This is a genomic window from Prevotella scopos JCM 17725 (assembly GCF_018127785.1).
In the GTDB taxonomy this organism is placed as follows: domain Bacteria; phylum Bacteroidota; class Bacteroidia; order Bacteroidales; family Bacteroidaceae; genus Prevotella; species Prevotella scopos.
The window spans coordinates 328,745-350,945 of the sequence record NZ_CP072389.1; the positions used below are offsets into that span (position 1 = coordinate 328,745).

A 22,201-nucleotide genomic window follows, 5' to 3' on the forward strand; every position below is an offset into this window, starting at 1 on the left:
CAACGGCTTTTGTATATTTGAGAAATAAATCTCTTACTTCTGGATAGCAGCTACACCTGGGAGTACTTTACCCTCGATAGCCTCGAGCATAGCACCACCACCAGTAGATACGTAAGATACCTTGTCTGCAAGACCGAATTTGTTAACAGCAGCAACAGAGTCACCACCACCAACGAGTGAGTATGCACCATTCTCCTGAGTAGCCTGTGCAACAGCCTTGGCAATCTCGCCAGTACCCTTAGCAAAGTTCTCCAACTCGAATACGCCTACAGGACCGTTCCAAAGGATAGTCTTAGAAGCGAGGATAATCTTCTTCCAAGCATCGATGCTCTCCTCAGATGCGTCCATACCTTCCCACTCATCAGGAATCTGGTCGATTGGGAATACTTTACGCTCAGTGTCGTTAGAGAACTCCTTACCACAAACAGTAGCAACAGAGAGTGAAAGGTTAACACCCTTCTCCTTAGCTGCAGCGATTACGTTCAAAGCCTCTGGCATCAAGTCGTCCTCGTGGAGTGACTTACCAATCTTACCACCCTGTGCCTTGATGAAGGTATAACCCATACCACCACCGATGATGAGGTTGTCAACCTTGTCGAGAAGGTTCTTAATAACACCGAGTTTAGAGCTAACCTTTGAACCGCCAATGATAGCTGTGAAAGGATGCTGAGCATTCTTCAATACGTTTTCAATAGCTGTAACCTCTTTCTCCATGAGGTAACCCAACATCTTGTGGTCAGCATCGAAGTAATCAGCGATAACTGCTGTTGAAGCGTGCTTACGATGAGCTGTACCGAAGGCATCGTTTACATATACATCAGCGTATGAAGCGAGCTTCTTAGCGAAGTCCTTCTGACGATCCTTCATCTCAGCCTTTGCAGCGTCGAACTCTGGAGTACCCTTCTCAACACCTACTGGCTTGCCTTCCTCCTCTGGATAGTAACGGAGGTTCTCAAGCAAGAGAGTCTCGCCTGGCTTCAATGCTGCAGCCTCAGCCTCAGCATGGCCAGCGTCTTTAGCGAACTTAACCTCAACACCGAGAGCATCGCTAACGTTCTTAACAATCTGACTCAATGAAAGCTCTGGCTTCACCTTTCCCTTTGGCTTACCCATGTGGCTCATCATGATGAGAGCACCACCGTCAGACAAAATCTTCTTCAGTGTTGGTAAAGCACCACGGATACGTGTATCGTCAGTAACATGACCCTTCTCATCCAAAGGCACATTGAAGTCTACGCGGACGATAGCCTTATGTCCTGCGAAGTTAAAATCGTTAATTTTCATTTGTTTTTTATTATTTGTAATGTTATAATTTTCGTATCGGCAAAAATACTAATTTTTGATGGATTGGTGAAATCAAACACTATCTTTTTTGTAAATTTGCAGAAAAATAAGATTGTAATGAAAGATTCGGTTATTATTGTCAGTGGTGGACTAGATTCTATCACGTTATTGTATGACAAGGCGGAGACAATCGCCTTGGCAATTTCTTTTGACTATGGTCAGAATCATGGGGCTAAGGAACTACCTTTTGCTCAGTACCATTGTGAGAAATTGGACATTCCTCATATAACGATTCCGTTGTCGTTTATGCACCAGTATTTTAAGAGTTCGTTGCTGGATGGGGCTGATGCTATCCCAGAGGGACATTATGAAGAAGAGAATATGAAATCAACGGTTGTGCCTTTCCGCAATGGCATCATGTTGGCGATTGCCACGGGTATTGCTGAGAGTCACGAATTGAAGCGAGTGTATATCGCTAATCATGGTGGAGACCACACGATTTATCCTGACTGTCGCCCAGAGTTTATCCATGCAATGAATGGTGCTGCTGAGGCTGGCACGTTTGTAAACGTGCGTATAGAAGCTCCTTATACTAAAATAACAAAGGCTGAGATCGTGGCTCGTGGTGCGGCATTGGGTATTGATTATTCCAAGACATGGAGTTGCTATAAAGGTGCTGACGTACATTGTGGTAAGTGCGGAACGTGTGTGGAACGCAAGGAGGCTTTTGAGGAAGCTGGCGTGCAGGATCCAACGATCTATCACAAGGACTAAATCGAGTGATGAAATCTTCATCCACAACTAAAAACAAAACAGTCGGGTAGAGGTTTCTATCCGACTGTTTCGTTATTGATAAGTGATGAGATTTAACCAATCAATTGTTCTGCCATATTCGCAGCAGCTCTTCTTCCGTCACCCATAGCGAGAATAACGGTTGCACCACCACGAACGATGTCACCACCGGCAAAGATTTCTGGCTGTGAACTCTGCATGCGATCGTTGACTACAATGGTATCTTTGCGACCTAACTCCAATCCCTTGATAGACTTTGGAACCAATGGGTTAGGCGATACACCTACGGCAACGATAACCTGATCACAATCAACGGTTATGGTCTCACCTGTTAACTCTGGACGACAGCGTCCACTTGCGTCTGGTTCTCCAAGTTTCATTACGTCTAAGACGGCAGCACAAACACGTCCCTTCTCATCGGCCTTATACTCTTTTGGATTATGGAGGGTAAGGAACTTAATACCTTCTTCCTTAGCATGTTTCACCTCTTCAAGACGTGCTGGCATCTCAGCTTCTGAACGACGATAGACGAGGGTTACGTCGCCACCTAATCGTTTTGCTGTACGGCAAGAGTCCATAGCGGTGTTACCACCACCAATCACCAACACCTTCTTACCCATGATGATAGGTGTATCGGTCTCTGGGTTGGCAGCATCCATGAGGTTGACACGTGTCAGATACTCATTACTTGAAAGGATGTTGATGGCGTTCTCACCAGGAATACCCATGAAGTTAGGCAATCCGGCACCTGAACCAACGAAGACGCCCTTGAAACCTTTATCCTCCAACTCTTCTATGCTAATGGTCTTACCGACGATAGTATCTGTCTGGAAGTGTACACCAATGCGACGAAGATTATCTATCTCGACATCGACAATCTTGTTTGGCAGACGGAACTCAGGGATACCATATTTCAATACACCACCAATCTCATGCAACGCCTCGAAGACATAAACCTCAAATCCACGCTTGGCCATGTCGCCTGCAAAGCTTAGTCCAGCAGGGCCGGAGCCAATAACAGCAACCTTGATACCATTTGATGGTGCTACTTCTGGCAATGCCATGTGCCCGCTCTCACGTTCGTAATCGGCTGCGAAACGCTCCAGATAACCGATGGCAACGGCTGGAGACTTCATCTTCAGATGGATACAACGGCTCTCACATTGCTTTTCTTGTGGACAAACACGACCACATACGGCTGGCAGGGCAGATGTCTCCTTGAGTATCTTGGCAGCCTCGAAGAAGTTGCCACGCTCAATATTCTTAATGAAATCAGGGATGTGAATGTTTACAGGACAACCCTCAACGCACGATGGTTTCGGACAGTCAAGACAGCGTTTCGCTTCTTGCATAGCCATTTCAGGTGTCAGACCAATATTTACTTCCTCTAAACGAGTCTTCGCACGATAGGCTGGGGCAAGCTCTGGCATCTTTACACGCTCGATTGCTGTGCGCTCCTTTGGCTTGAGGGCCTTGCGCAAAACAGCACGCCAATCGTCGTCCGCCATCTCTTCTGAAAGGTGGGTTGTATGGGCAGCAGCATTTTCTTTCTGACAACTTTCTGTAGCTTTTTCGGCTTCGCAAGCTGTTCCTGCCTTGTTTTCCGCTTGGCACTCCCCTCCTTTGGAGGGGCTGGGGGAGGTCTCAATCTCCTTAAATGTTCCCATTCGCTTGAACATCTCATCCCAGTCAACGAGGTCGCCATCAAATTCTGGACCATCAATGCAGACAAAGCGAGTCTTACCACCAATCGTCAGGCGGCAAGCACCACACATACCAGTTCCATCTACCATAATGGTGTTGAGAGATACGTCGTTAGGAATACCGTACTTCTTCGCCAAAAGTGAGGTGAACTTCATCATGATAGGAGGACCAATCGCCAATACCTTGTCAACGTGTTCACGCTGTATCACCTTTTCTACGCCCACAGTGACAACGCCCTTCTCTCCGTAAGAGCCATCATCGGTCATGATGATAACCTCATCAGAGTATTTCTTTACGTCATCTACCATGATAACCAATTCCTTGGTGCGACCAGCAAGAACAGAGATAACTCTGTTGCCTGCTTTCTTCAAGGCTGTGAGGATAGGGAGGATGGCGGCAATACCGATACCACCACCAGCACAGATAATCGTACCATAGTTCTCAATGTGGGATGGGGTACCAAGTGGGCCGACGATATCGACAATCTCGTCGCCTTCATTCAACTGGCAAAGCTTTGTTGATGAGCGTCCTACCTCTTGAATAACCATGGTGAGCGTACCCTTTACTGGGTCGGACTTAGCAATGGTGTAAGGTACACGTTCGCTGTGGTTGTCAACACGCACGATGATAAAGTTACCAGGGCGGCAGCTTCGTGCAATGAGTGGTGCTTCTACTTCTATGCAGAATACCTTCTCGGAAAACTGTTGTTTACGGATAATCTTGTTCATGGAGTGGTAATAGATATTAAAAAGTTCTCACCTTTTATCACCTTTATACAATGGATGGTATTCAATGTAATGAGGGCTAAACTGATAGTTTAAGGTAAGTAACTTTTGTTATTTTTATTTGTTGTTCGCAGTAATAATGCCCCTCCTTCTTAAAGGGAGGGGCTGTATATTTTAGTTCATCTTGTCGTCGAGCATCTCGAAACCACAATAAGGAACGAGTACCTTTGGTACACGAATACCCTCTGGGGTCTGGTTGTTCTCGATGATAGCTGCAACGATACGTGGCAAGGCAAGTGCTGAGCCATTCAGGGTGTGGCAGAGCTCAATCTTCTTGTCATCTGCATGACGGAAGCGGCAGTGCAGACGATTTGCCTGATAGCTTTCGAAGTTTGATACGCTTGATACCTCCAACCAACGCTCCTGAGCTGCACTCCACACCTCAAAGTCGTAACAGATGGCTGATGTGAAACTCATATCGCCACCACACAGACGGAGGATGTGGTAAGGAAGTTCTAATTTCTTCAACAAGCCTTCTACGTGCTCGAGCATCTCGTCTAATGACTCGTAAGAATGTTCTGGTTTGTCAATACGTACAATCTCAACCTTGTCAAACTGGTGCAAACGGTTCAAGCCGCGTACGTCTTTACCATAGCTGCCCGCTTCACGACGGAAACAAGCTGAATAAGCACAACGTTTGATTGGCAGGTCTTGCTCGTTCAGAATCTCATCACGGAAGATATTGGTTACAGGAACCTCAGCTGTTGGAATGAGGTAGAGGTCATCAAGGTTGGCGTGATACATCTGTCCCTCCTTGTCTGGCAGCTGACCCGTTGCCAAACCAGAGTCCTGATTTACTACCAATGGTGGCTGTACCTCTAAGTATCCACTCTTACGAGCTTCGTCAAGGAAGAAAGCCTCTAAGGCACGCTGGAAGCGAGCCATCTTACCGATATAGAGTGGGAAGCCAGCACCAGTAATCTTCACACCAAGGTCGAAATCTACTAAGTTGAACTTCTTCAGCAAGTCCCAGTGGCACAAGGCGTCAGCAGGAAGGTTAGGTATCTCACCACCTTCTTTTACAACGACATTGTCAGAAGCATCCTTACCTTCTGGTACCTGTTCGTTAGGGATATTTGGAATAGTCAGCAACACGTCTGTCATGTCCTTCTGTGCTATATCCATTATCTCTTGGAGAGCCTTGTCAGAAGACTTTAAGAGTGCTACCTCTTCCTTTATCTTGTTAGCTTCGTCTTTCTTTCCTTCTTTCATCAGTCCGCCAATCTGCTTCGAGAGCTGATTCTGCTGCTGCTTGTTTGTGTCAAGCTTCTGCTGAGTCTCACGACGCAGACGGTCATATTCCAATACTTTCTCTACTGCTTCACGTGCACCATTGAAGTATTTCTTCTCCAATCCTTTGATGACGCGTTCAGTTTCTTCACTGATGAGCTTTAATGTAAGCATAACGTTCTAATCTTTATTTTAATTTGTTTCTGAGAGCAAAGTTACGAAAAAACTTCTATAAGTCAAAAACATTTATATTACTTATTTTGTTATTTACTTGTAGGAATGGAGGGGGTAGTTGGTTCTGTTTATGAAAGAAGTATTTACGAAAAATAATGCCATTATAAATGCTTTGCGTGTTTATAATTTTGCTATTTCCCAAATATGGAGTGATAAAGTCTACTGAGTTAGAAGAAGATTTATGGTGATTTTTATGATAGTAATGTTGTTTTTAATTTACTGTCACTTTTAACATATCTAACAAATCTCCTGTTAATCAAGTGTTTGTATGCGTGTGTAGGCTGAAAGGAGTGACAGGAAATTTAACTTGAGAAAATAGCTTGCTATAATCTTAGTTAAGTCAGGAGAACTTATGATATATGTGAACTCTGTTATTTCTTAATATCGGGGGAATCTTTGTTATAGTACTATTAGATTACACTTAATCCTTGTTTTAATGGAAGATACTCTCAGAGTTAGGTGTTGAATTTGCTTTGAATTGATTTAGGTTTTTGTCTTAATCCTTGTTTTAATGGAAGATACTCTCAGAGAGACCATTAAGAGTAGTGCGTTGGTGAGAGTACTCTCAGTCTTAATCCTTGTTTTAATGGAAGATACTCTCAGAGCGAGTAAAGAACGCAGGATACACAAACGTATTGCAATGTCTTAATCCTTGTTTTAATGGAAGATACTCTCAGAGTCATTTGTACTGTATTTCATGTGCGTGGTCGTTCTGCACGTCTTAATCCTTGTTTTAATGGAAGATACTCTCAGAGAATGGTGAAAAACGTGAATGGGTTGAGGCTGTTACGTCTTAATCCTTGTTTTAATGGAAGATACTCTCAGAGAAGTTTTTAGTTATTGTTATTAATCCTCTTAGTCGGTCTTAATCCTTGTTTTAATGGAAGATACTCTCAGAGTTGTTGCTCAGTTTCGAGACAATGATGATGCTGCGTCTTAATCCTTGTTTTAATGGAAGATACTCTCAGAGATACTAATCCTTTTAGTAGTTCTGATAATAAGGTTGGTCTTAATCCTTGTTTTAATGGAAGATACTCTCAGAGTCTTTGTTGACTGCGGGTAACAGTTTTAAGATTGGTCTTAATCCTTGTTTTAATGGAAGATACTCTCAGAGATCGGTAGTAACTATTTAAGCCTTTCCTAATATGGTCTTAATCCTTGTTTTAATGGAAGATACTCTCAGAGTTGACCTAAACAAGCTATTAGTAATTGATAGATTGTCTTAATCCTTGTTTTAATGGAAGATACTCTCAGAGACTTAAAAACATTCAATACAAAAGCAGAATATGATGTCTTAATCCTTGTTTTAATGGAAGATACTCTCAGAGACGTTAAGAACTTCGACAAGGCAGCCATCGCTCGGTCTTAATCCTTGTTTTAATGGAAGATACTCTCAGAGTGAACAATTTTTCAGTTACAGGTTACATCTGCAAGTCTTAATCCTTGTTTTAATGGAAGATACTCTCAGAGTGGAATATCGAGGCTTTAAATGGTTATAAACCAGTCTTAATCCTTGTTTTAATGGAAGATACTCTCAGAGAGCTCCAGAAACCCGATAAATCCAATATATAACGTCTTAATCCTTGTTTTAATGGAAGATACTCTCAGAGAATTTGATTTTATCGATTTAGCAGCACAGGGAGGCGTCTTAATCCTTGTTTTAATGGAAGATACTCTCAGAGAGGTCATTCTTTAAAAAGAGCAGAAAGATCTAAGATGTCTTAATCCTTGTTTTAATGGAAGATACTCTCAGAGAGCTACTTTGGCGGGTACTCCAAAAGTTAGTAAGGTCTTAATCCTTGTTTTAATGGAAGATACTCTCAGAGTGTATTGTACTTTTTGTGTGTAGTCGTTCTGCACTGTCTTAATCCTTGTTTTAATGGAAGATACTCTCAGAGTTCAATTTCGACACTTTGTGGTACAAAGAAAACGTCTTAATCCTTGTTTTAATGGAAGATACTCTCAGAGCTTTTGCAGTTAATCACATTCTTTCACGTCCTGAATCAGTCTTAATCCTTGTTTTAATGGAAGATACTCTCAGAGTCGATGATGGTAAAGTGCATAAAATCATGCACGGGCAAGTCTTAATCCTTGTTTTAATGGAAGATACTCTCAGAGAAGCTCCTAAAGATTACTATTCTACTCTTGCAGAGGTCTTAATCCTTGTTTTAATGGAAGATACTCTCAGAGGCATCAAAGAGGAAATTGAGAAGGGCAAGATAACATGTCTTAATCCTTGTTTTAATGGAAGATACTCTCAGAGTCTGTGCTACAAATTATGAAAAGAGTGTTGTGTCTTAATCCTTGTTTTAATGGAAGATACTCTCAGAGAGCAAAGACTTATGTTCCTTTGTATACGAGTATTTGGGGTATGTTCAAGCTTTTAGAAACGCTTTTATTAACATAAATTAACCCGCTTATTTGCGGGTGCAAAATTACAAATAATTTTCAAGATGTCAAAGATCACTGCGTTAAATATTCTTTAAGAAATAGTACATTCTTTTTTGCTAAAAGAGTTTTGTTAGTTTTATCTCTTAGAAGAATAATGTGTTACGCGAACGAGTTATGATGTCTATACTTATATCTTCACCGATAATTTTCATTGCTTGTAATTGATCAGTGGAGGCGGGACATATGATGATGCTGTCATGATTGTCATAGAGCGATTGTACTTCTTCAAGGTCGCTTTTGATTAAGTCATAGACTTTCTTATCGAGGTCGGCAAGGAAGATAGAACGCTGTATGCGAGTACATCCTTTACGTTCCAGATATTTTGCAATATGATAGCGCACCTTGTCGCTTTCTATATCATACATAACGAAGAATAGCATATTGGTAGCTGGCCGTTTGGGCTTGTTTACTACTCCCATAAGAAAGTCTACACGTTCTTGAAGTGTCTGTATGTTACTAAAATCACCTGTCCGTCGATTGATGGGAGGTGAGTTCTGTACACCAGCTCTCGAAAGTTTTCGTAGGATTTCTATGTATGGAATAGGTTTTCTCATTTTTGGGTTTTATATTTGTGTAAAGCTATCAAGAATTTAGACTTGATTTGTCTTTTTTACTTTTGTAGAAAAGCTTTAATTAAATCTGCAAGTAGTTCGTTCAGTTCTTCATTTGTTCCAAATCTGGGAGATATGACGACGCTGAATCCACGTTTACCATAAAAGAGGTTTACCTCGGCTTCCTTTTGTCCTAATCGTGCTCGAATTTTCTTAGCATATTGTATATTAATAATCTCTGTTACTTGTAGTCCTGTTTCTTCTATAAAGAGTTTTAATTCAGCAATTATTTCGTTGAGCCGTTCTGGTACATAGGCTGGATGTTGTTCTATTGGCAGTTGTGCCTTTGGATTAAGTTGCTGTCGAATACGTGTTAATATATCTTTGTCAGGATCTTTTGGTAAAGGCACCTGTTCGTCGTCACTCTTCTTGATAACTTTGTCATGTTCGTCTTGTTCGTGTTTTATTTTGAAGAGCAAGTCTGGATTTGATTCGTCAAGATAAGCTTTAATATCAACAGGTATTGAATTTGGATTGAAATAGGCATTTGGGTCTATGCTGATAAAACATGCACGTGCAACATCTGAGGTCTTACTATCAGTTACTTGGGTCAAATTATGCCGCATAGCAAAAGTAGCAGCAAAGGCTTTGTAAAAAATAGAATATAATCCTGCATCATAGCATCGTTCTTTAAGCCGAAACATAACTTTCAGGCCATCCTCACTTGGTGACGTAAAACACATCATGACTTGTTCATCTTTCACAATATTATCACGTATAGTTTTCATTGATAGTTGCTTAGATGATAGATGGTCAAAGTCAAGAATAAAGCTTTCTGTGTAAGCAAAGTTCTCCTTTCTGCGGAAAGGTGGGTTAAATTGTCCACAGACAAAATATGGCAGTCTTCTTTTTAGCTGCGCATAGGCTTTAGCATCCATGCTGTAAACTATACGTAGTTGCTGGATTGTTGCAGCAATAGTAGGCTTAGGGTTACGGAGGCTATTATAGAGATACTCTTCTTGTACCTTCTTTAATTCGTCAGCTGCAGATTGTATGTTTGTTCCGAATAGTAGCATAGTGTTCTCGGGTGAAAGTATTAATGTATTAGAGTTAGGAGACTAAACTGTTTTTCAGTTTTCTCCTCGTTAATTCTTTACATTTCCTCTTTAAATTTTTGGGCAAGGGATTGTGCATAGAGTGAGAGTATGGTCAAACGAGACCTTGTTACTCCTTTTACGGTTATCACCTCGTCCATGTAGTCGTTGAGTGATTGTATGAGTACACGACGTCCAAGGGCTTCAAGCCAGTAAGAGCCATCTTCACGAACAGAATAAAACTCCTCCGTAATAACATTTTGTGCAAGAAGTGTATAGACAACATAATCTACCCAGATACGGTACATCTCGATGATATCATAGACAAGAACGGGACGATTGTAGTCGTCACGATGTAGAACACCAATGTATGGGTCAACTCCTGCTTTAATAAGCGCTCCCTCAATGCGTCCGTAGAGGATACCATAACCATAATTAAGGAACGCATTTGTGATGTCGAGCGCAGGATGTTGTGAGCGGATATTGAAGCGAAACTGCTCTGGAAGGAATGCATTTATAGTGCTGAAATATATGCGTGAGGCTTGTCCCTCCCATCCACGTAACATAGGAGCAATGTCATTAACAATGTCGCCATCAAGTGTGCGGATTTTATTGCGGTAGTCTTCTAATCTTGCTATGTTTTTTTCTGTATCTGTTTCTGGATGGTCATCATTGTTGAAAAGTAACATCAGGGCCTGTTGATTTTCTATCTTCTTGAGTAGGACCTCCTTTATCCAGTCTACTGCGTTGTGAGAGTAGATAAAGTTCAACTGCCCTTTTCGAATAGTAGAAATACTACCATATTTAGGACTCCATATACGTCCGATAGGTTTTCCAGTCTTGTCCATGAACATTACTTCTATCTCGTGTTCTATTGCGAGCATTACAGCATCACTTGTTATCTGTGCACCACGGCTGATTTGTATGCTATCTATGCCTACAGCAGGTATGCGTTGTTTACCCTCAGATGTATTGATAACGAAACCTTCATTGTCACGATTAAGTGAAACGCCAAATGTGTTGAGTATTAATTCCATAAAGTTAGAAGTGTGTTTTAATTCTTGTTTTTATTCTTTATTATTGATGTCTGATAGAACTTGCCTATTTTAGGTAAGATGTCAGGAGAAATGCTTTATCTTGTTACAAGGAAGATGATTCTCATTTTTTTCGCCTCCTTTTCCCGTGGTGCTAACGCTTAACACGTTGTGTGCGGAGCGTTCGTACTAATGGTGCGGAGGTCCTGTACATCCTCGTTTTATCAGAGAGCAATAGCTCTTATTTGACGGTCTTTATTTAACCAATAAAGAAATCATCTGCTACATGTAGACAATCACTGGCGCGTGTCATAGCAGTGTAGAGCCACTGATAGACTGAACGCTTCGGAGAGTGGCTGAGGCGTCGGGGGATGTCGAGATACACGTCCTTCCACTCTCCTCCTTGTGCCTTGTGACAAGTAAGTGCATAACCATAGACAGCTCGGAGGGCATTGAGGTAAGGGTCGTTAAACATAGCATCCTTGAAGTCTTCAGTCTTGGGTTTGATATGCTGCTCTTTCATTCGTCGGTAGAAGTCGATGAAGAGTGCTTTTTGAGAATCTTGTGTAAGATTGGTCATATTACCATATAGAATGTCTTCTATGAGGAAGAGAGAGAAAGTTTGCTTGCTTACCATTTCTTCCACTTCAACTTGCAGGAAGGTGAGTCCTGCACGTCTTACGCGCCGTTCTGTAGAGATAACCTTTACGAGGTCACCATTCATGAGCCTTGTCGTATTGTTGTTCTGAGTGATAAGCAATAGTTCGCCCACTTCAAGTAAGGACTTATTGAAACCGAGTGCAGGACGTACGATACTCGTCAGTGTGTTGCAGGCAGCATTGCTTCCACAGAGTAGGGTAGCATCTTCAAAACCGTTCTGCTTTACGTTGTTGATATAGGCATTGACGATTGATAGCTGATTAGGATGTATCTTGATGTCTTTGTAACCACGGAAAGGAAACTTTCCCCATTTCACTTGAGGCGGATTCTGATAGAGTGTGCGCATACGTGTGGCAGCGACGACAATGTCGTTGCCATCCTGCTGACGTACAATCTCATTGAGCGTAGCACGTTCAACAGTCATATTGTGAACATCCTCCAGATATTCTTTGTCAAGCGCAGGCGAGAAGTCTTGTGCAATAGGTGGTAGCTGACAAGCATCACCTACAAAGATAAAACAGCCTTTGAAATCGTAGTTGATGAGATCGTGTAGTAATCTTCCTGTTCCAAATATAGCCTGAGTAGGGTTTTTATCGGGAAAATCAGAAATCATAGATGCTTCATCAATGATATAGACTTTGCGGTTATAATCAGAATTCTTTGCTAAGATTGGTGTAAATTGCAATAGTAACTGTCCTGTATCATCAATACCTTTCGAATCGTCAATCTGTTCGACAACCTTCTCGATATCCTGATTGAAATCTGCAAAGGTATAGATACAACTATGAACTGTCTTAGCCTCACATTCTGTCTTGTTGCTGAGAATCTTTGCCGCTCTGCCTGTCGAGGCAAGCAGTTGGAATTCTTTGTTTTGCTCGTTTATCCACTCAATGAGTGTCTTCATCAGTGTAGTCTTTCCAGTTCCAGCATATCCAGTAAGGATGAATGTATTGGCACTACTACCATTGACAAAGTCTTTCAACTTATTGAAAGCCTGCTGTTGGGAAGGTGTCAGAATTATCTGCTTGTCTTTCTTTTCTGTCATTTCTTTGATAGCAATGATTAATATTCTCTGAACTGGACAAAGGAGAAACGTACAAGTTTCTGATGGTCTTCTGTCTCCTCTACAATTCGTTCTGTAGTAGATGCAACACAACGTATTCCCGCCTTCTTCAGTAGTCTGACGGCATAGTAGCAGAAAGTAAGTTCGCCCATGATATGTACCGTTAGGTTTTCTGTAGGGTAGGTCTCCAGTATCATCGTTACACAGGCATCAGCCTCCTTCTGTACGATAGCCTTGCTAAGTTTCGGGTCAATATTCGGAAAGGCAATTTCCTGCAGTTCACCATATTCCCTTGCAGCTGATAGTTGCGAGGATGACCAGGTAGCGAAAGGGTGGTTAGAGAGGTTGATGAACATAATTGTCAGATATAATATTATGCACTTCTTTTATGCTTTCATCAATCTTCTGTGTCAGTCTATCTGCAGACATTGGATTAGGACGGAATCCAGCATGGTTGAAATCGTTACGAACATCGGTAGCTGTTTTAAAGCTTCTGGAAAGTTTTTCTACGTCAGGATCTTTAATAAGTTCTCTTACCTTGTCTATAGCCTCGTAATTCTCACCATAGTTCGGCAGTTTCCATTTCTCTTCCTCCTGCTGTAGTTTTTCCTCTACAATGTAGAAAGCCGCATTGACCAGAGCTCGTGCATCTTTGTCAGTTTTTGAGAGTTCATTATTATTACAGATATAGGTTACAATCGTTTCTTGCAGAATTGTTATAGACTGTTGATACATGTGGTTGTCGTAGCACCATTGTGCAGCATGCAGTCCATTAAGGATATTAGCGTCTGAGATAAACTTTGTAAATGACCGCTCTATCCTTTTCACCACAGGAACTAAAGGAGCAATGATGTCCTCAGATAACTGGTTGATAGACTCTTTCAGACGGCAGATGCCCTTTTCCTCTGTAATATTTAATCCACGACACATTTGAAGATTGTTTGTAATATTATTCAGAGCGTCTGAGAAATCCCTGAGTGCTCGCGCCTGTTGGTCTTGTCCACGAGTGTCACGAAGAATTGGCTTAAAAACCTGTTGGGTGAGTTGTGTCAGCTGCTCGCTACGTCCATTGTGCAGGAAATCGGCAGCAGCAAAGGTCCAGTCTTGAAGAACTGTCAGCGGTAGTAAATCTACAATAGGAGACCCCTCCTCGTTGCGTGCTTCATAGTTGCCGTATGAAATGTGTGCTATACGTATATTTTTTAGGAACTTGGCATAATTACCAAGAACAAGAATGAGCATTGGTAAATAGCGAAAGCTGTGAGTAAGGTCGAAGTAAAGTTCATCCCCATCCTGTATCTGTTCAAATGTAGTCTGGAATATCTTCCACATTTCGTCCTCATTCTTCCCATCGCAGATTGATACAGGTATAATATGTGAACGTAAATCCATTTTCTGGAGTAAAGTGCTCAGTCCCTCATAGGCTATTTCCTCCTTCGTATGTGGATGTTTGCGTGATGATACCTCCCAGTTTGATTCTTTCGCTTTGTCTGTGAGCAGGAGGCAAATCCTGTCTTCTTCTGTCCAAGTTTCCTTACATCCAATCAACTCAAGTGTTGCCTGCTGGATGAATCTTGTTTCACTTGACCTGAAGTCTCCCTGTGTATATACACCTTTTTCGTATAGACCTGTTCCGAGAACGGATATGAATAGTTTTCGTGCCATAAATAGCTCTTATCTAGTATTTGTGTAAAATAGTTCTTGGTTAAGCAGTTGAAACAATGTCTCTTGTGCAGAATGGTGATTATTAAAATTTTTCATACTGAATGAGAGAATATGGCTATCAGAACATTTTTCGATAGCTTCAGGTCTCATCTTTGCATCTGTTATAAAGATAGCTTTCGAGCCCAGCCCACCATAGTTTTTGGCTGCAGTATTGAATTTGTCAATATCAGTGTTGTCATATATCTGTGTCTTGCATTCAACCATAAGTAGTTTATATCCCGTGTTGATAATTACATCTATCTCATTTTTTGGTAATTTGTTATTGTATGGATAAATGTTATTTAACCATACTTCTTTTGCATATTCCCACTGGCTAATCATTTGTGCGACTTCATATTCAAACCAGCCTGAGTTAAAGATAATCTGCATGATGTGAGGGGATTCATAGGTACTCTCTTTAAATCCAGATCTGCCATACAGTGAAAGGGTCACTCGATTTTCATTTTTATCCCATTCTATATATGAGCTATTTGAAGTCCGAAGTGTTCCTTTACTCTGATTGTTTATCTTTATTTGTCCTTCTTTGCGAGGAGTCGTTAGTTCTTTGAATTCTTTGAAATTGTACTGTCTTATCGCCTTGATAGCTCGCATTGCTTTAAAGTCGTCTTCTGTATAATCGTCTAATAAGGTATGTCTTTCTGCGGGCTGACCATTATATAGCATGATTTCCTTCATACTAAGACCTTTGCTTCTCCATTTCTTTTGTTGTGTGTAGTCATAACAAATACCATTCTGATCAATGTATAATAGAGTAACATTTTCCATTCTTTGTGTTTGTAAAGCGAACAAAAGAGCCCATGGTTTTGTTCCCCCTGAAAGATTGATGGTAATTTCATCATCAGTAAGTCTATCTAATAATGATTCTACAGATATTTTAATAGCTTCATAGTCAACTGGTGGGAATTCAAGTAACTGGCATTTTTCTGAACATAGTTCTTTTATATGCTTAGCTTCAGACAGGCTTTTCTTTGAATGTACAAGTAGAACCTCATCTGGAGAACTTTCCTTTATGCCAAGGAAAATTGGCATAGTTTGTCCACCAACGAGTGCTATGTGTATTTTTTTCTTCATTACTTAACTTTCTAATAATGTCATACGAATAAAACCTAAAGGTTTACAATTCTTGTCAACTCTTCTTGACTTAGGAAAACTATAGTCAGTGTATCTTTGATTATGAGGGCGTGCAGCTGGTACAATGTCTTCGTTGAAGTTTTCAAGATTCTCTGCCCATGCCCCTGTAATGAATCGCCAGCCAGAACCTGCTCCTAATCTTAGGATACACGTACTCTTACTTTCTTTTTTGCATTGCTGAATTTGATTCATAATTGTATCTAAGCCTTTTATGTATTTATCAACGTTGTCAGCATTTGGTTTATCAACTTGATCCTGCCAATATTTTATTTCTTGATTTAATAATGTTTCTGAATGTTGATTGATAGTGGAAAAGATATCTTTTAAAGATGTCATACATTCAGGAAGCGTTTGAACACATTCTTTTGCATTTTTATAAGCATTTAAATCCAGTTTCATATCACAGGTAGAAGAATCTTTAGGCATTAATGTTTCAACCATTTGACCCTTAGTCGTATCCCAGAAGCTGTTTTTCTCTCGTTCATTAATACTGTATAATCTAACAATATTTTCGTAATAATCACCAAAGATTGCATCTCCTATTTTCAGAAAGCGAAATATATCCTTGTTAGGATTCTCTCCTAACAACTTTTGTTCTATTGCCCTTGCATTTATTTTTGAGGGGTTAATACTATTCTTTATTTCAGTTTTATCTTTGATGATATTAGAAAGAATAGCAGTACGTATTGCGCCTTTGATCGAACTTCCTGGGATGTAGGGCCTGCCAAGTGCATCATGAATAAAAGTTTGAAGCGTATCAGTTTCTTTAAGCGTTTCAGACGTCTGGTCTATTCGGATACAATAATCATCTATAATAGCATCTGGGACATAAGCCTTCATAAAATCAATTATAGACTTCTTGCGTTCAATAGTAGCTATCCAGGCGTTTAAAGCTTTTGTATCATCTTTTATTAGTGACATTATCTTACGAGGAGATATAATGCCTATCCATTTGTCATTGTCTTCTTGAAAGTTAATAAAATCACTTCCATATTGCAGTGTATCGCCAGAACCAATATGAATTCTACTTACGATATCTATTTTAACTTTACTCATAGTTTATCATTTTAACAGGTACGCTGAGAGGTAATCCGCTTCTGTAAACAGGATGGATTTCGTCACTATTCCAATTAGGTTGTAAATCTACGACTTTCCCTTGTAAATGGTCTTCTGTTTTGAAGAAAGAACCGACGTTGAACATATATATGTTTTTTTTATGAAGATGCCGGAGTCTTTCATTATAACTACCAGCCATAAAGCCACCTCGGAGCAGAATGCTGTAATGTGAACTTTTGAGATTGATTTTTGGTAGCTCTTCTTCTGTCGGGATAAAAAGAGAGAGCAGAAGCTGTCCGTTACTATTTTCGTTTGTTTCTCCTAATTCTATAGTTCCTCCTTTTTCAACCTCGAATTTTCCACCTCCAATATTTCGGTCTGTTCCTATACCTTGTTCACCGAGAATTGTGAAGAGGTCATATAATTCCTCAAATAATTCTTCTTTTGCATCGGTGAGAATATATAATCCTGCTTTACTATGATAAAAATCCCACTCGAAGAAGAAAGGTTCTGCATCTCTCCCATCTTCGCGAGAAACAGAGACGCGCTCGTTAACTTGTGAACGTGAAATAATTGGGTGTAAACTGTTGGATGATTCTGCGAGTAGTAAGTTACGGTGTATCTGGTTTGGTTTTACACAAAGGACTTCTCCTTTAATGAGTTTGTTCCACAGACTACTTTCTATATATTGGACACCTTTAAGCACTTTACGTATCTCACTTTCTTCCTTTTCTTCAACTTTGACATGCAGTCGTCCTTGTGGTTTCGGTAAAAAAAGCTGACCTTCCCAGAAAGGGAAAGCTGAACTGATAGAAAATGAATTTATAAACTCTTTTATTCTTTCAGCTCCTTTGGTTTGTACTCGTATAGCTGCTAATGCTGCAGAAAGTGTATCGGAATGTAACGTATGCGCAGAATTATCAGTGACCTCTCTACCCATTCCTATATGAATGGGAGAGAGGTTGGTGAGTTTTATGATTGAGAATGTTTTCATACTCAATATTTTTTAACGTCCTCTTTTGTTATTTTTATCTCAACTTGTCCATATCCACGTGAACCATTTCCTCCAAGATAATCGTCGTGTAGCAGAGTAATTCCTTGTTTTAAAGTGTTTTTTAAATCATCTTCGTTTTCTCCTTCAAAGATATTTAAGACCATTTCTAACTTAAAGAGTGCTCCTGCTGGTACTCTTTCAAATGTTCGAGGGTTGGCCTTAGCTGTTATACGATCAATGTTTACTTCAGTCTTACTCTCCGTGAATGGTAAATCTGTATTACTAAAATCGGGTATATCAGAACGTTCAAGTCCGAAGATCATTAGTTCATCTTCATCGTCAGCTTGTGTTACCATAACTGCATCTCTTACAATTAACCTTGATGCGTGATTTGACTCACTATCCCCCGCTGTCCCAAATAACGCACCAGACTTACTGTTAGGATCGTTAGATGGTTTACCTGCATTTGTTTCTCCATTTGCTAATTCTACCAAACTTCGTAGCTTGCCTTTAAGAGAACTCCCTGGTATATAAGGAATGTTGGTTAATGGGTTTCGAACGACAAACTTGTCTGGTCCTCCAATGTTGAGTGCAGCATTCGTTCCTCCAATATGTAAACCTGTCTTTAATCTGATTATACCAGTATAGACAATCTTGTTTTTTAATTTTGTTGTAGCCATAGATTATTTTTTTATTGTTTTAGTCTTTACCTCCATACGCTTTATGATACGCAAGGATAGCCTCTATAAGGTTGCAAAAATTATGATAAGTTGTATGGTCCTTGACAAAAGGGTAAGTTTTATCGAAGACAATTTTAAATAGTTGTAGTCCCTTGTTTTTTTCATCTCTCCCCAAAGCATAGGCTACTTTGGGGCGGAGCAAAAAGAATGAGGCTTTTTCGATTTCAAATTTTCCCATTTGTATTCTTTTTATCTCGCCATAAATACTGCGAATCTTAGAATTGGTAAGTCCATTTCTTGCCATGTACTTCCCAATTTTTTCTGCAAAATCTGGAAGTTTTTCATTGGCTCCTTCAGTAAGCCAAGTTTCGTCAAAGCCAGCTTTTGTAAAAACATCTTGCGGACTTTCTATCTCTGTCCTGTTTGCATTCCAACTGTTTCTCCCCCGGTCAGGGAATCTGTTCTCATTGTTAGATTTTACCATAGTTTTTAATTTATATTTATCTGTTTGTTCGTATTTCTAGTTCTGCCCATCTACATGCCAATGCCCATAGTTCTAATGGGTGGTAGGAAGAGTTTATAGCTTCTCCATTTAGACAATTATTATTACTACATATCTCTTTGATGCATTTACTAATTAGTTCTTTTGCCTGTGAATTTTTTGTACGGCTCTTCATTCTTCCCATATCGTATGCAATCATCCAATAGGTCTTGAAGTTAGTTATTTTATGTGATTTGATCTCTGCATTTATTTTATGCCTTAGTATCTTTGATATGAAGGAACTCTTGATAGCATCGTCAACATGTAGGTCTTTTATTTCGTTTTTTAGAGCTTCAACGGCAGGGAATTCTTTGTCCCAGTTTAATGCCATGTTGAGTAGAGAAAAGGAGTTCTTTTCACTATTATCGCATTGATGTTTTTTAGCTCTCTCTTCTTCAACGGCACTTTCTTCTGCCCCTTTCATTATGGGGTATTTTGAAGTTAGCAAAGCTATACCGCCAGAAATTGATAAATGGGGATTATTACAAGTATATTTACGAAAATCCTCCTTGATACGCTTTGCTATTTCAATGGTCTTTTCCCAGCTACCAACAATGAATAGGTCATCACCTCCACTATATATTATTATTGATTCTCTTGGTGCTATTTCTCTCCAGATTTCATTCAAATATCCAGAGAAGAAATAGTCGAATGAACGGCTTAATGCGGAGTAACGTGATATAGATGTACGAGTGGAATCAATACCTTTTTGGAATACAAGTCCTAGGTTATCAACATCCATTCTTAAAACTCCTAAGCGTTTAAAAGCTTTTTCTGACTTGTTGCACAATTCTTCAAAGGTTGGTATTTTTGAACATCCTAATTCGTTTCCTCCATAGTGGATTAAACCATAGATGATGTTAGAAGAACCTTTTGGTTCCAAAAGGCTCTGATTCATCTTGTTTGTATTAGATTGCAGAATTGTAAGAGTCCCTCTCTCTGATTTTATCTTATCTTTTATCTTTATTAATTCCTCTTCTTTTAAAAGGTAGTAATAGAAGCCTAATCGAGCAGGCTCTAATGGGTTTTTGTCAATCAAATAAGATAATTCCGTTTCGCTGATAATGATAAAATCAAAATTACGAAGTTTCTGGCCTAAAACAATCTGCTCTTTTGTAATGAAGCGTAGAGGTGATAGTTCTCCTTCTTTGTAACTTTGTTCGTTTGTAGGAATTTCTTCGCCTGAGATGCAATCAAATTTGTTGAGTCCAGATTGTGGGGTAAAAAACTTTTTATAGTCCTCAGCTATTATCTCTGCATATCTTTGATTCTTTTTTTGATCTCTTTTCAAGAACAATCTCCCCCATAGATTACCTAAATCTTCTTCGTTCCTATATAGTAAAGCATCGTCAGAAATAGTAATACTATCAATAGCAACATATAATGATATGCCGTGTGTTCTAAAGATTTTCTGTTCTATTTCTCTGACAGCTTTCTTAAGCTTCTCTTCAACATCAGTTGTATTAGGTGCTAAAAGATAAAATCCTCCACCACTATTATAAATGACATTTGCTTGATATAGGTTTAGTTCTTTCAACAAATAACGTACGACGGCATCTGATAATACACGGACATAAAAAGACCTTCCTTTAAGGTTCTTGGCTGCATATTTTGATATAATCTGATAGATATAAGATTGGATTCCACTAAAATCTGCGCCGATGAGGAGGAAACGATCTTTGTTTTTTTCACCTGAGCACATAAGATCATATAAACAAATGGCGAATGCAGCTGATGTTTTAATATGATCATATAGTGAGATGTCTGGAGAGTTAGATATTCCAGATGGGATACAGGAAGTATATTTGGATAGTAGCGTTAGGAGTGTTTCTGAAAATGCTTGATAATTATTACAAGGCATACTCTCAAATTCACTTCTAAATTCATTCCAATGACTACTATAATCGGGTGCATCCGGAAATGTCTTCTTTGGGAAATTTTCTATAGAAGGTGTTAGCTTCTTTATTGGAAGTTGATACCATTCTTTGTTATTTAAAAGTTCTCCGTGACTACCAATAGTTTGTAGTATAGGAATCAATCTGTCGTTGTTGTATGTGTCACAATTCCTTTCTATCTTTGTTGGTTCCTCTTCTCCAATCTCGTTTTTAGACGAAGATAATAATTTTGCTTCTTCGAAAATCTGTACTATTTGTTGAAATTGTGCGTTGATAAGACTTCTTAGATTATCTTTTTTTGTAAATTCGTTTTGAGAGTTTTCAAGCAATCTCTTGAAGATATGCTCATTCTCCTTGATGAAAAGTCTTGTCCACAAAGTATTTTCATCTTCATTATTTAAAAAGAAGATTTTCTCAAGTTCACCAGTATTATTGATTCTACTATTTATTGCTATATTTTTTGTGGTTGCTTTTTGATAAAATTTTCCAATCTCACGTAACAATGCAGCTAAGTAGATATGTTCTCTTATGTTGTTCATATTTAAATTTTTAGTTTTTTTCTTTAGTTATTATACCGAATCCCACACTTGTATGTTTACCTATTCCTATAAAATTAGGTAAAGATATATTACTCCTAAATCGTATGTCCATACATCGTAATGGGACCCTTTTATATCTAATATCTCGTATGTTTTCAATGTCTGTTATAGAAACGGTAATTGTTGAAGAAATGTTCATACTCAGTCCTTTTGCAAGTGAAAGAATATTGCCGACAAGTATCTTTTCAAGTATATTTATTCGGTCAATAATATCTGTTGTCTCGTTAAATACATTATAGTTTTTCTCATTTAAAGGTAGCCAATCCCGTATTCGGTAATCAAACTTACAATCCCAACATTGTATTTCTGTTTGTTGAGCTTGTATATTTTGCAAGGGTAAGTTTCTTGTTTCTTCTCCAAGCCTTATTTTATAATCTTTGTTTATAGAGAAAAACTCTCCCATTGCGTCCACACCTTCACCAATACAGGTGATGGCTGCTTTTCCACCGATACGTTTATATTGTATCAGGGGATAAGCATAGCGGAGGGATGAGCCATCGTGATTATGAAAAAGGATATTGCTTGATGGTATTGCTGCAATAATTGCTCCACGGAATAAGGGAATCTCTGAACGCCGTAAAGGTGTGTCAAACTGTATGGTTAGTGTTTTTATCTTAGTCATTCTTTGTTTTCATATCTTAGGTAATGTTTATAGTGACTTTGTCGCTAAATCTCTATCTTTCTTATCAAGGAATTTC

The 22,201-nt window shown here is 39.4% G+C and carries 17 protein-coding genes and 1 CRISPR repeat array; of the genes, 1 reads left to right on the forward strand and 16 read right to left on the reverse strand.

Annotated elements, in window-relative coordinates; translation table 11 throughout:
- Positions 1-33: 33 nt before the first annotated feature.
- Positions 34-1,284 (reverse strand): phosphoglycerate kinase, encoded by a 1,251-nt coding sequence (locus tag J4856_RS01205; RefSeq protein ID WP_065368011.1) that lies wholly within the window; start codon positions 1,282-1,284, stop codon positions 34-36.
- A gap of 117 nt (positions 1,285-1,401) precedes the next feature.
- On the opposite strand from J4856_RS01205, the gene queC reads away from it, so the two are divergent.
- Positions 1,402-2,058 carry a 7-cyano-7-deazaguanine synthase QueC gene (gene queC, locus J4856_RS01210; RefSeq protein ID WP_065368012.1) on the forward strand — a complete coding sequence of 219 codons (657 nt, stop codon included), beginning with the start codon at positions 1,402-1,404 and terminating at the stop codon, positions 2,056-2,058.
- Between the two features lie 92 nt (positions 2,059-2,150).
- Here the strand turns inward: queC and J4856_RS01215 are convergent, their stop codons facing one another.
- The 15 genes from J4856_RS01215 to J4856_RS01280 form a co-directional block, all read right to left on the reverse strand.
- Positions 2,151-4,508 carry a bifunctional dihydroorotate dehydrogenase B NAD binding subunit/NADPH-dependent glutamate synthase gene (locus J4856_RS01215; protein WP_065368013.1) on the reverse strand — a complete coding sequence of 786 codons (2,358 nt, stop codon included), beginning with the start codon at positions 4,506-4,508 and terminating at the stop codon, positions 2,151-2,153.
- 171 nt (positions 4,509-4,679) lie between these two features.
- Positions 4,680-5,969, reverse strand: coding sequence for a serine--tRNA ligase (serS, locus tag J4856_RS01220; protein WP_025839805.1), 1,290 nt, complete (start codon positions 5,967-5,969; stop codon positions 4,680-4,682).
- Between the two features lie 478 nt (positions 5,970-6,447).
- Positions 6,448-8,360: direct repeats of the CRISPR family, unit length 37 nt; unit sequence GTCTTAATCCTTGTTTTAATGGAAGATACTCTCAGAG.
- Positions 8,361-8,563: 203 nt separating this feature from the next.
- The gene (gene cas2, locus J4856_RS01225; RefSeq protein ID WP_025839843.1) at positions 8,564-9,034 is read right to left on the reverse strand and encodes a CRISPR-associated endonuclease Cas2; all 471 of its coding nucleotides are present in this window, start codon (positions 9,032-9,034) and stop codon (positions 8,564-8,566) included.
- A gap of 56 nt (positions 9,035-9,090) precedes the next feature.
- Positions 9,091-10,107: a CRISPR-associated primase-polymerase type B gene (locus J4856_RS01230; RefSeq protein ID WP_025839844.1), complete on the reverse strand. Its 1,017-nt coding sequence runs from the start codon at positions 10,105-10,107 to the stop codon at positions 9,091-9,093.
- A gap of 77 nt (positions 10,108-10,184) precedes the next feature.
- A complete protein-coding gene (gene cas1, locus J4856_RS01235) occupies positions 10,185-11,162 on the reverse strand; it encodes a CRISPR-associated endonuclease Cas1 (RefSeq protein WP_065368014.1) in 978 nt (325 codons plus the stop codon).
- Positions 11,163-11,418: 256 nt separating this feature from the next.
- A complete protein-coding gene (locus J4856_RS01240; RefSeq protein ID WP_025839845.1) occupies positions 11,419-12,864 on the reverse strand; it encodes an ATP-dependent DNA helicase in 1,446 nt (481 codons plus the stop codon).
- Positions 12,865-12,881: 17 nt separating this feature from the next.
- Entirely contained in the window at positions 12,882-13,238 is a 357-nt protein-coding gene (locus J4856_RS13070; protein WP_025839846.1) for a hypothetical protein, read from the reverse strand.
- Positions 13,219-14,547, reverse strand: a complete 1,329-nt coding sequence (gene csx2 / locus J4856_RS01245) for a TIGR02221 family CRISPR-associated protein (RefSeq protein ID WP_025839847.1) — start codon at positions 14,545-14,547, stop codon at positions 13,219-13,221. Before csx2 ends, J4856_RS13070 begins: the two co-directional genes overlap by 20 nt.
- A gap of 9 nt (positions 14,548-14,556) precedes the next feature.
- The gene (locus tag J4856_RS01250) at positions 14,557-15,678 is read right to left on the reverse strand and encodes a PDDEXK family nuclease (protein ID WP_025839848.1); all 1,122 of its coding nucleotides are present in this window, start codon (positions 15,676-15,678) and stop codon (positions 14,557-14,559) included.
- A 3-nt stretch (positions 15,679-15,681) separates the two neighbouring features.
- Positions 15,682-16,794 (reverse strand): type III-A CRISPR-associated RAMP protein Csm5, encoded by a 1,113-nt coding sequence (gene csm5 / locus J4856_RS01255; RefSeq protein WP_025839849.1) that lies wholly within the window; start codon positions 16,792-16,794, stop codon positions 15,682-15,684.
- Entirely contained in the window at positions 16,787-17,788 is a 1,002-nt protein-coding gene (gene csm4, locus J4856_RS01260) for a type III-A CRISPR-associated RAMP protein Csm4 (RefSeq protein WP_025839850.1), read from the reverse strand. The genes csm5 and csm4 overlap by 8 nt, the downstream gene beginning before the upstream one ends.
- 2 nt (positions 17,789-17,790) lie before the next feature.
- A complete protein-coding gene (csm3, locus tag J4856_RS01265) occupies positions 17,791-18,468 on the reverse strand; it encodes a type III-A CRISPR-associated RAMP protein Csm3 (RefSeq protein WP_025839851.1) in 678 nt (225 codons plus the stop codon).
- A gap of 19 nt (positions 18,469-18,487) precedes the next feature.
- On the reverse strand, positions 18,488-18,952 hold the full coding sequence (csm2, locus tag J4856_RS01270; protein WP_025839852.1) for a type III-A CRISPR-associated protein Csm2: 465 nt from the start codon (positions 18,950-18,952) through the stop codon (positions 18,488-18,490).
- Between the two features lie 16 nt (positions 18,953-18,968).
- Positions 18,969-21,443 carry a type III-A CRISPR-associated protein Cas10/Csm1 gene (gene cas10 / locus J4856_RS01275; protein WP_025839853.1) on the reverse strand — a complete coding sequence of 825 codons (2,475 nt, stop codon included), beginning with the start codon at positions 21,441-21,443 and terminating at the stop codon, positions 18,969-18,971.
- Between the two features lie 10 nt (positions 21,444-21,453).
- Positions 21,454-22,125, reverse strand: coding sequence for a CRISPR-associated endonuclease Cas6 (locus J4856_RS01280; RefSeq protein WP_025839854.1), 672 nt, complete (start codon positions 22,123-22,125; stop codon positions 21,454-21,456).
- Positions 22,126-22,201: the final 76 nt, after the last annotated feature.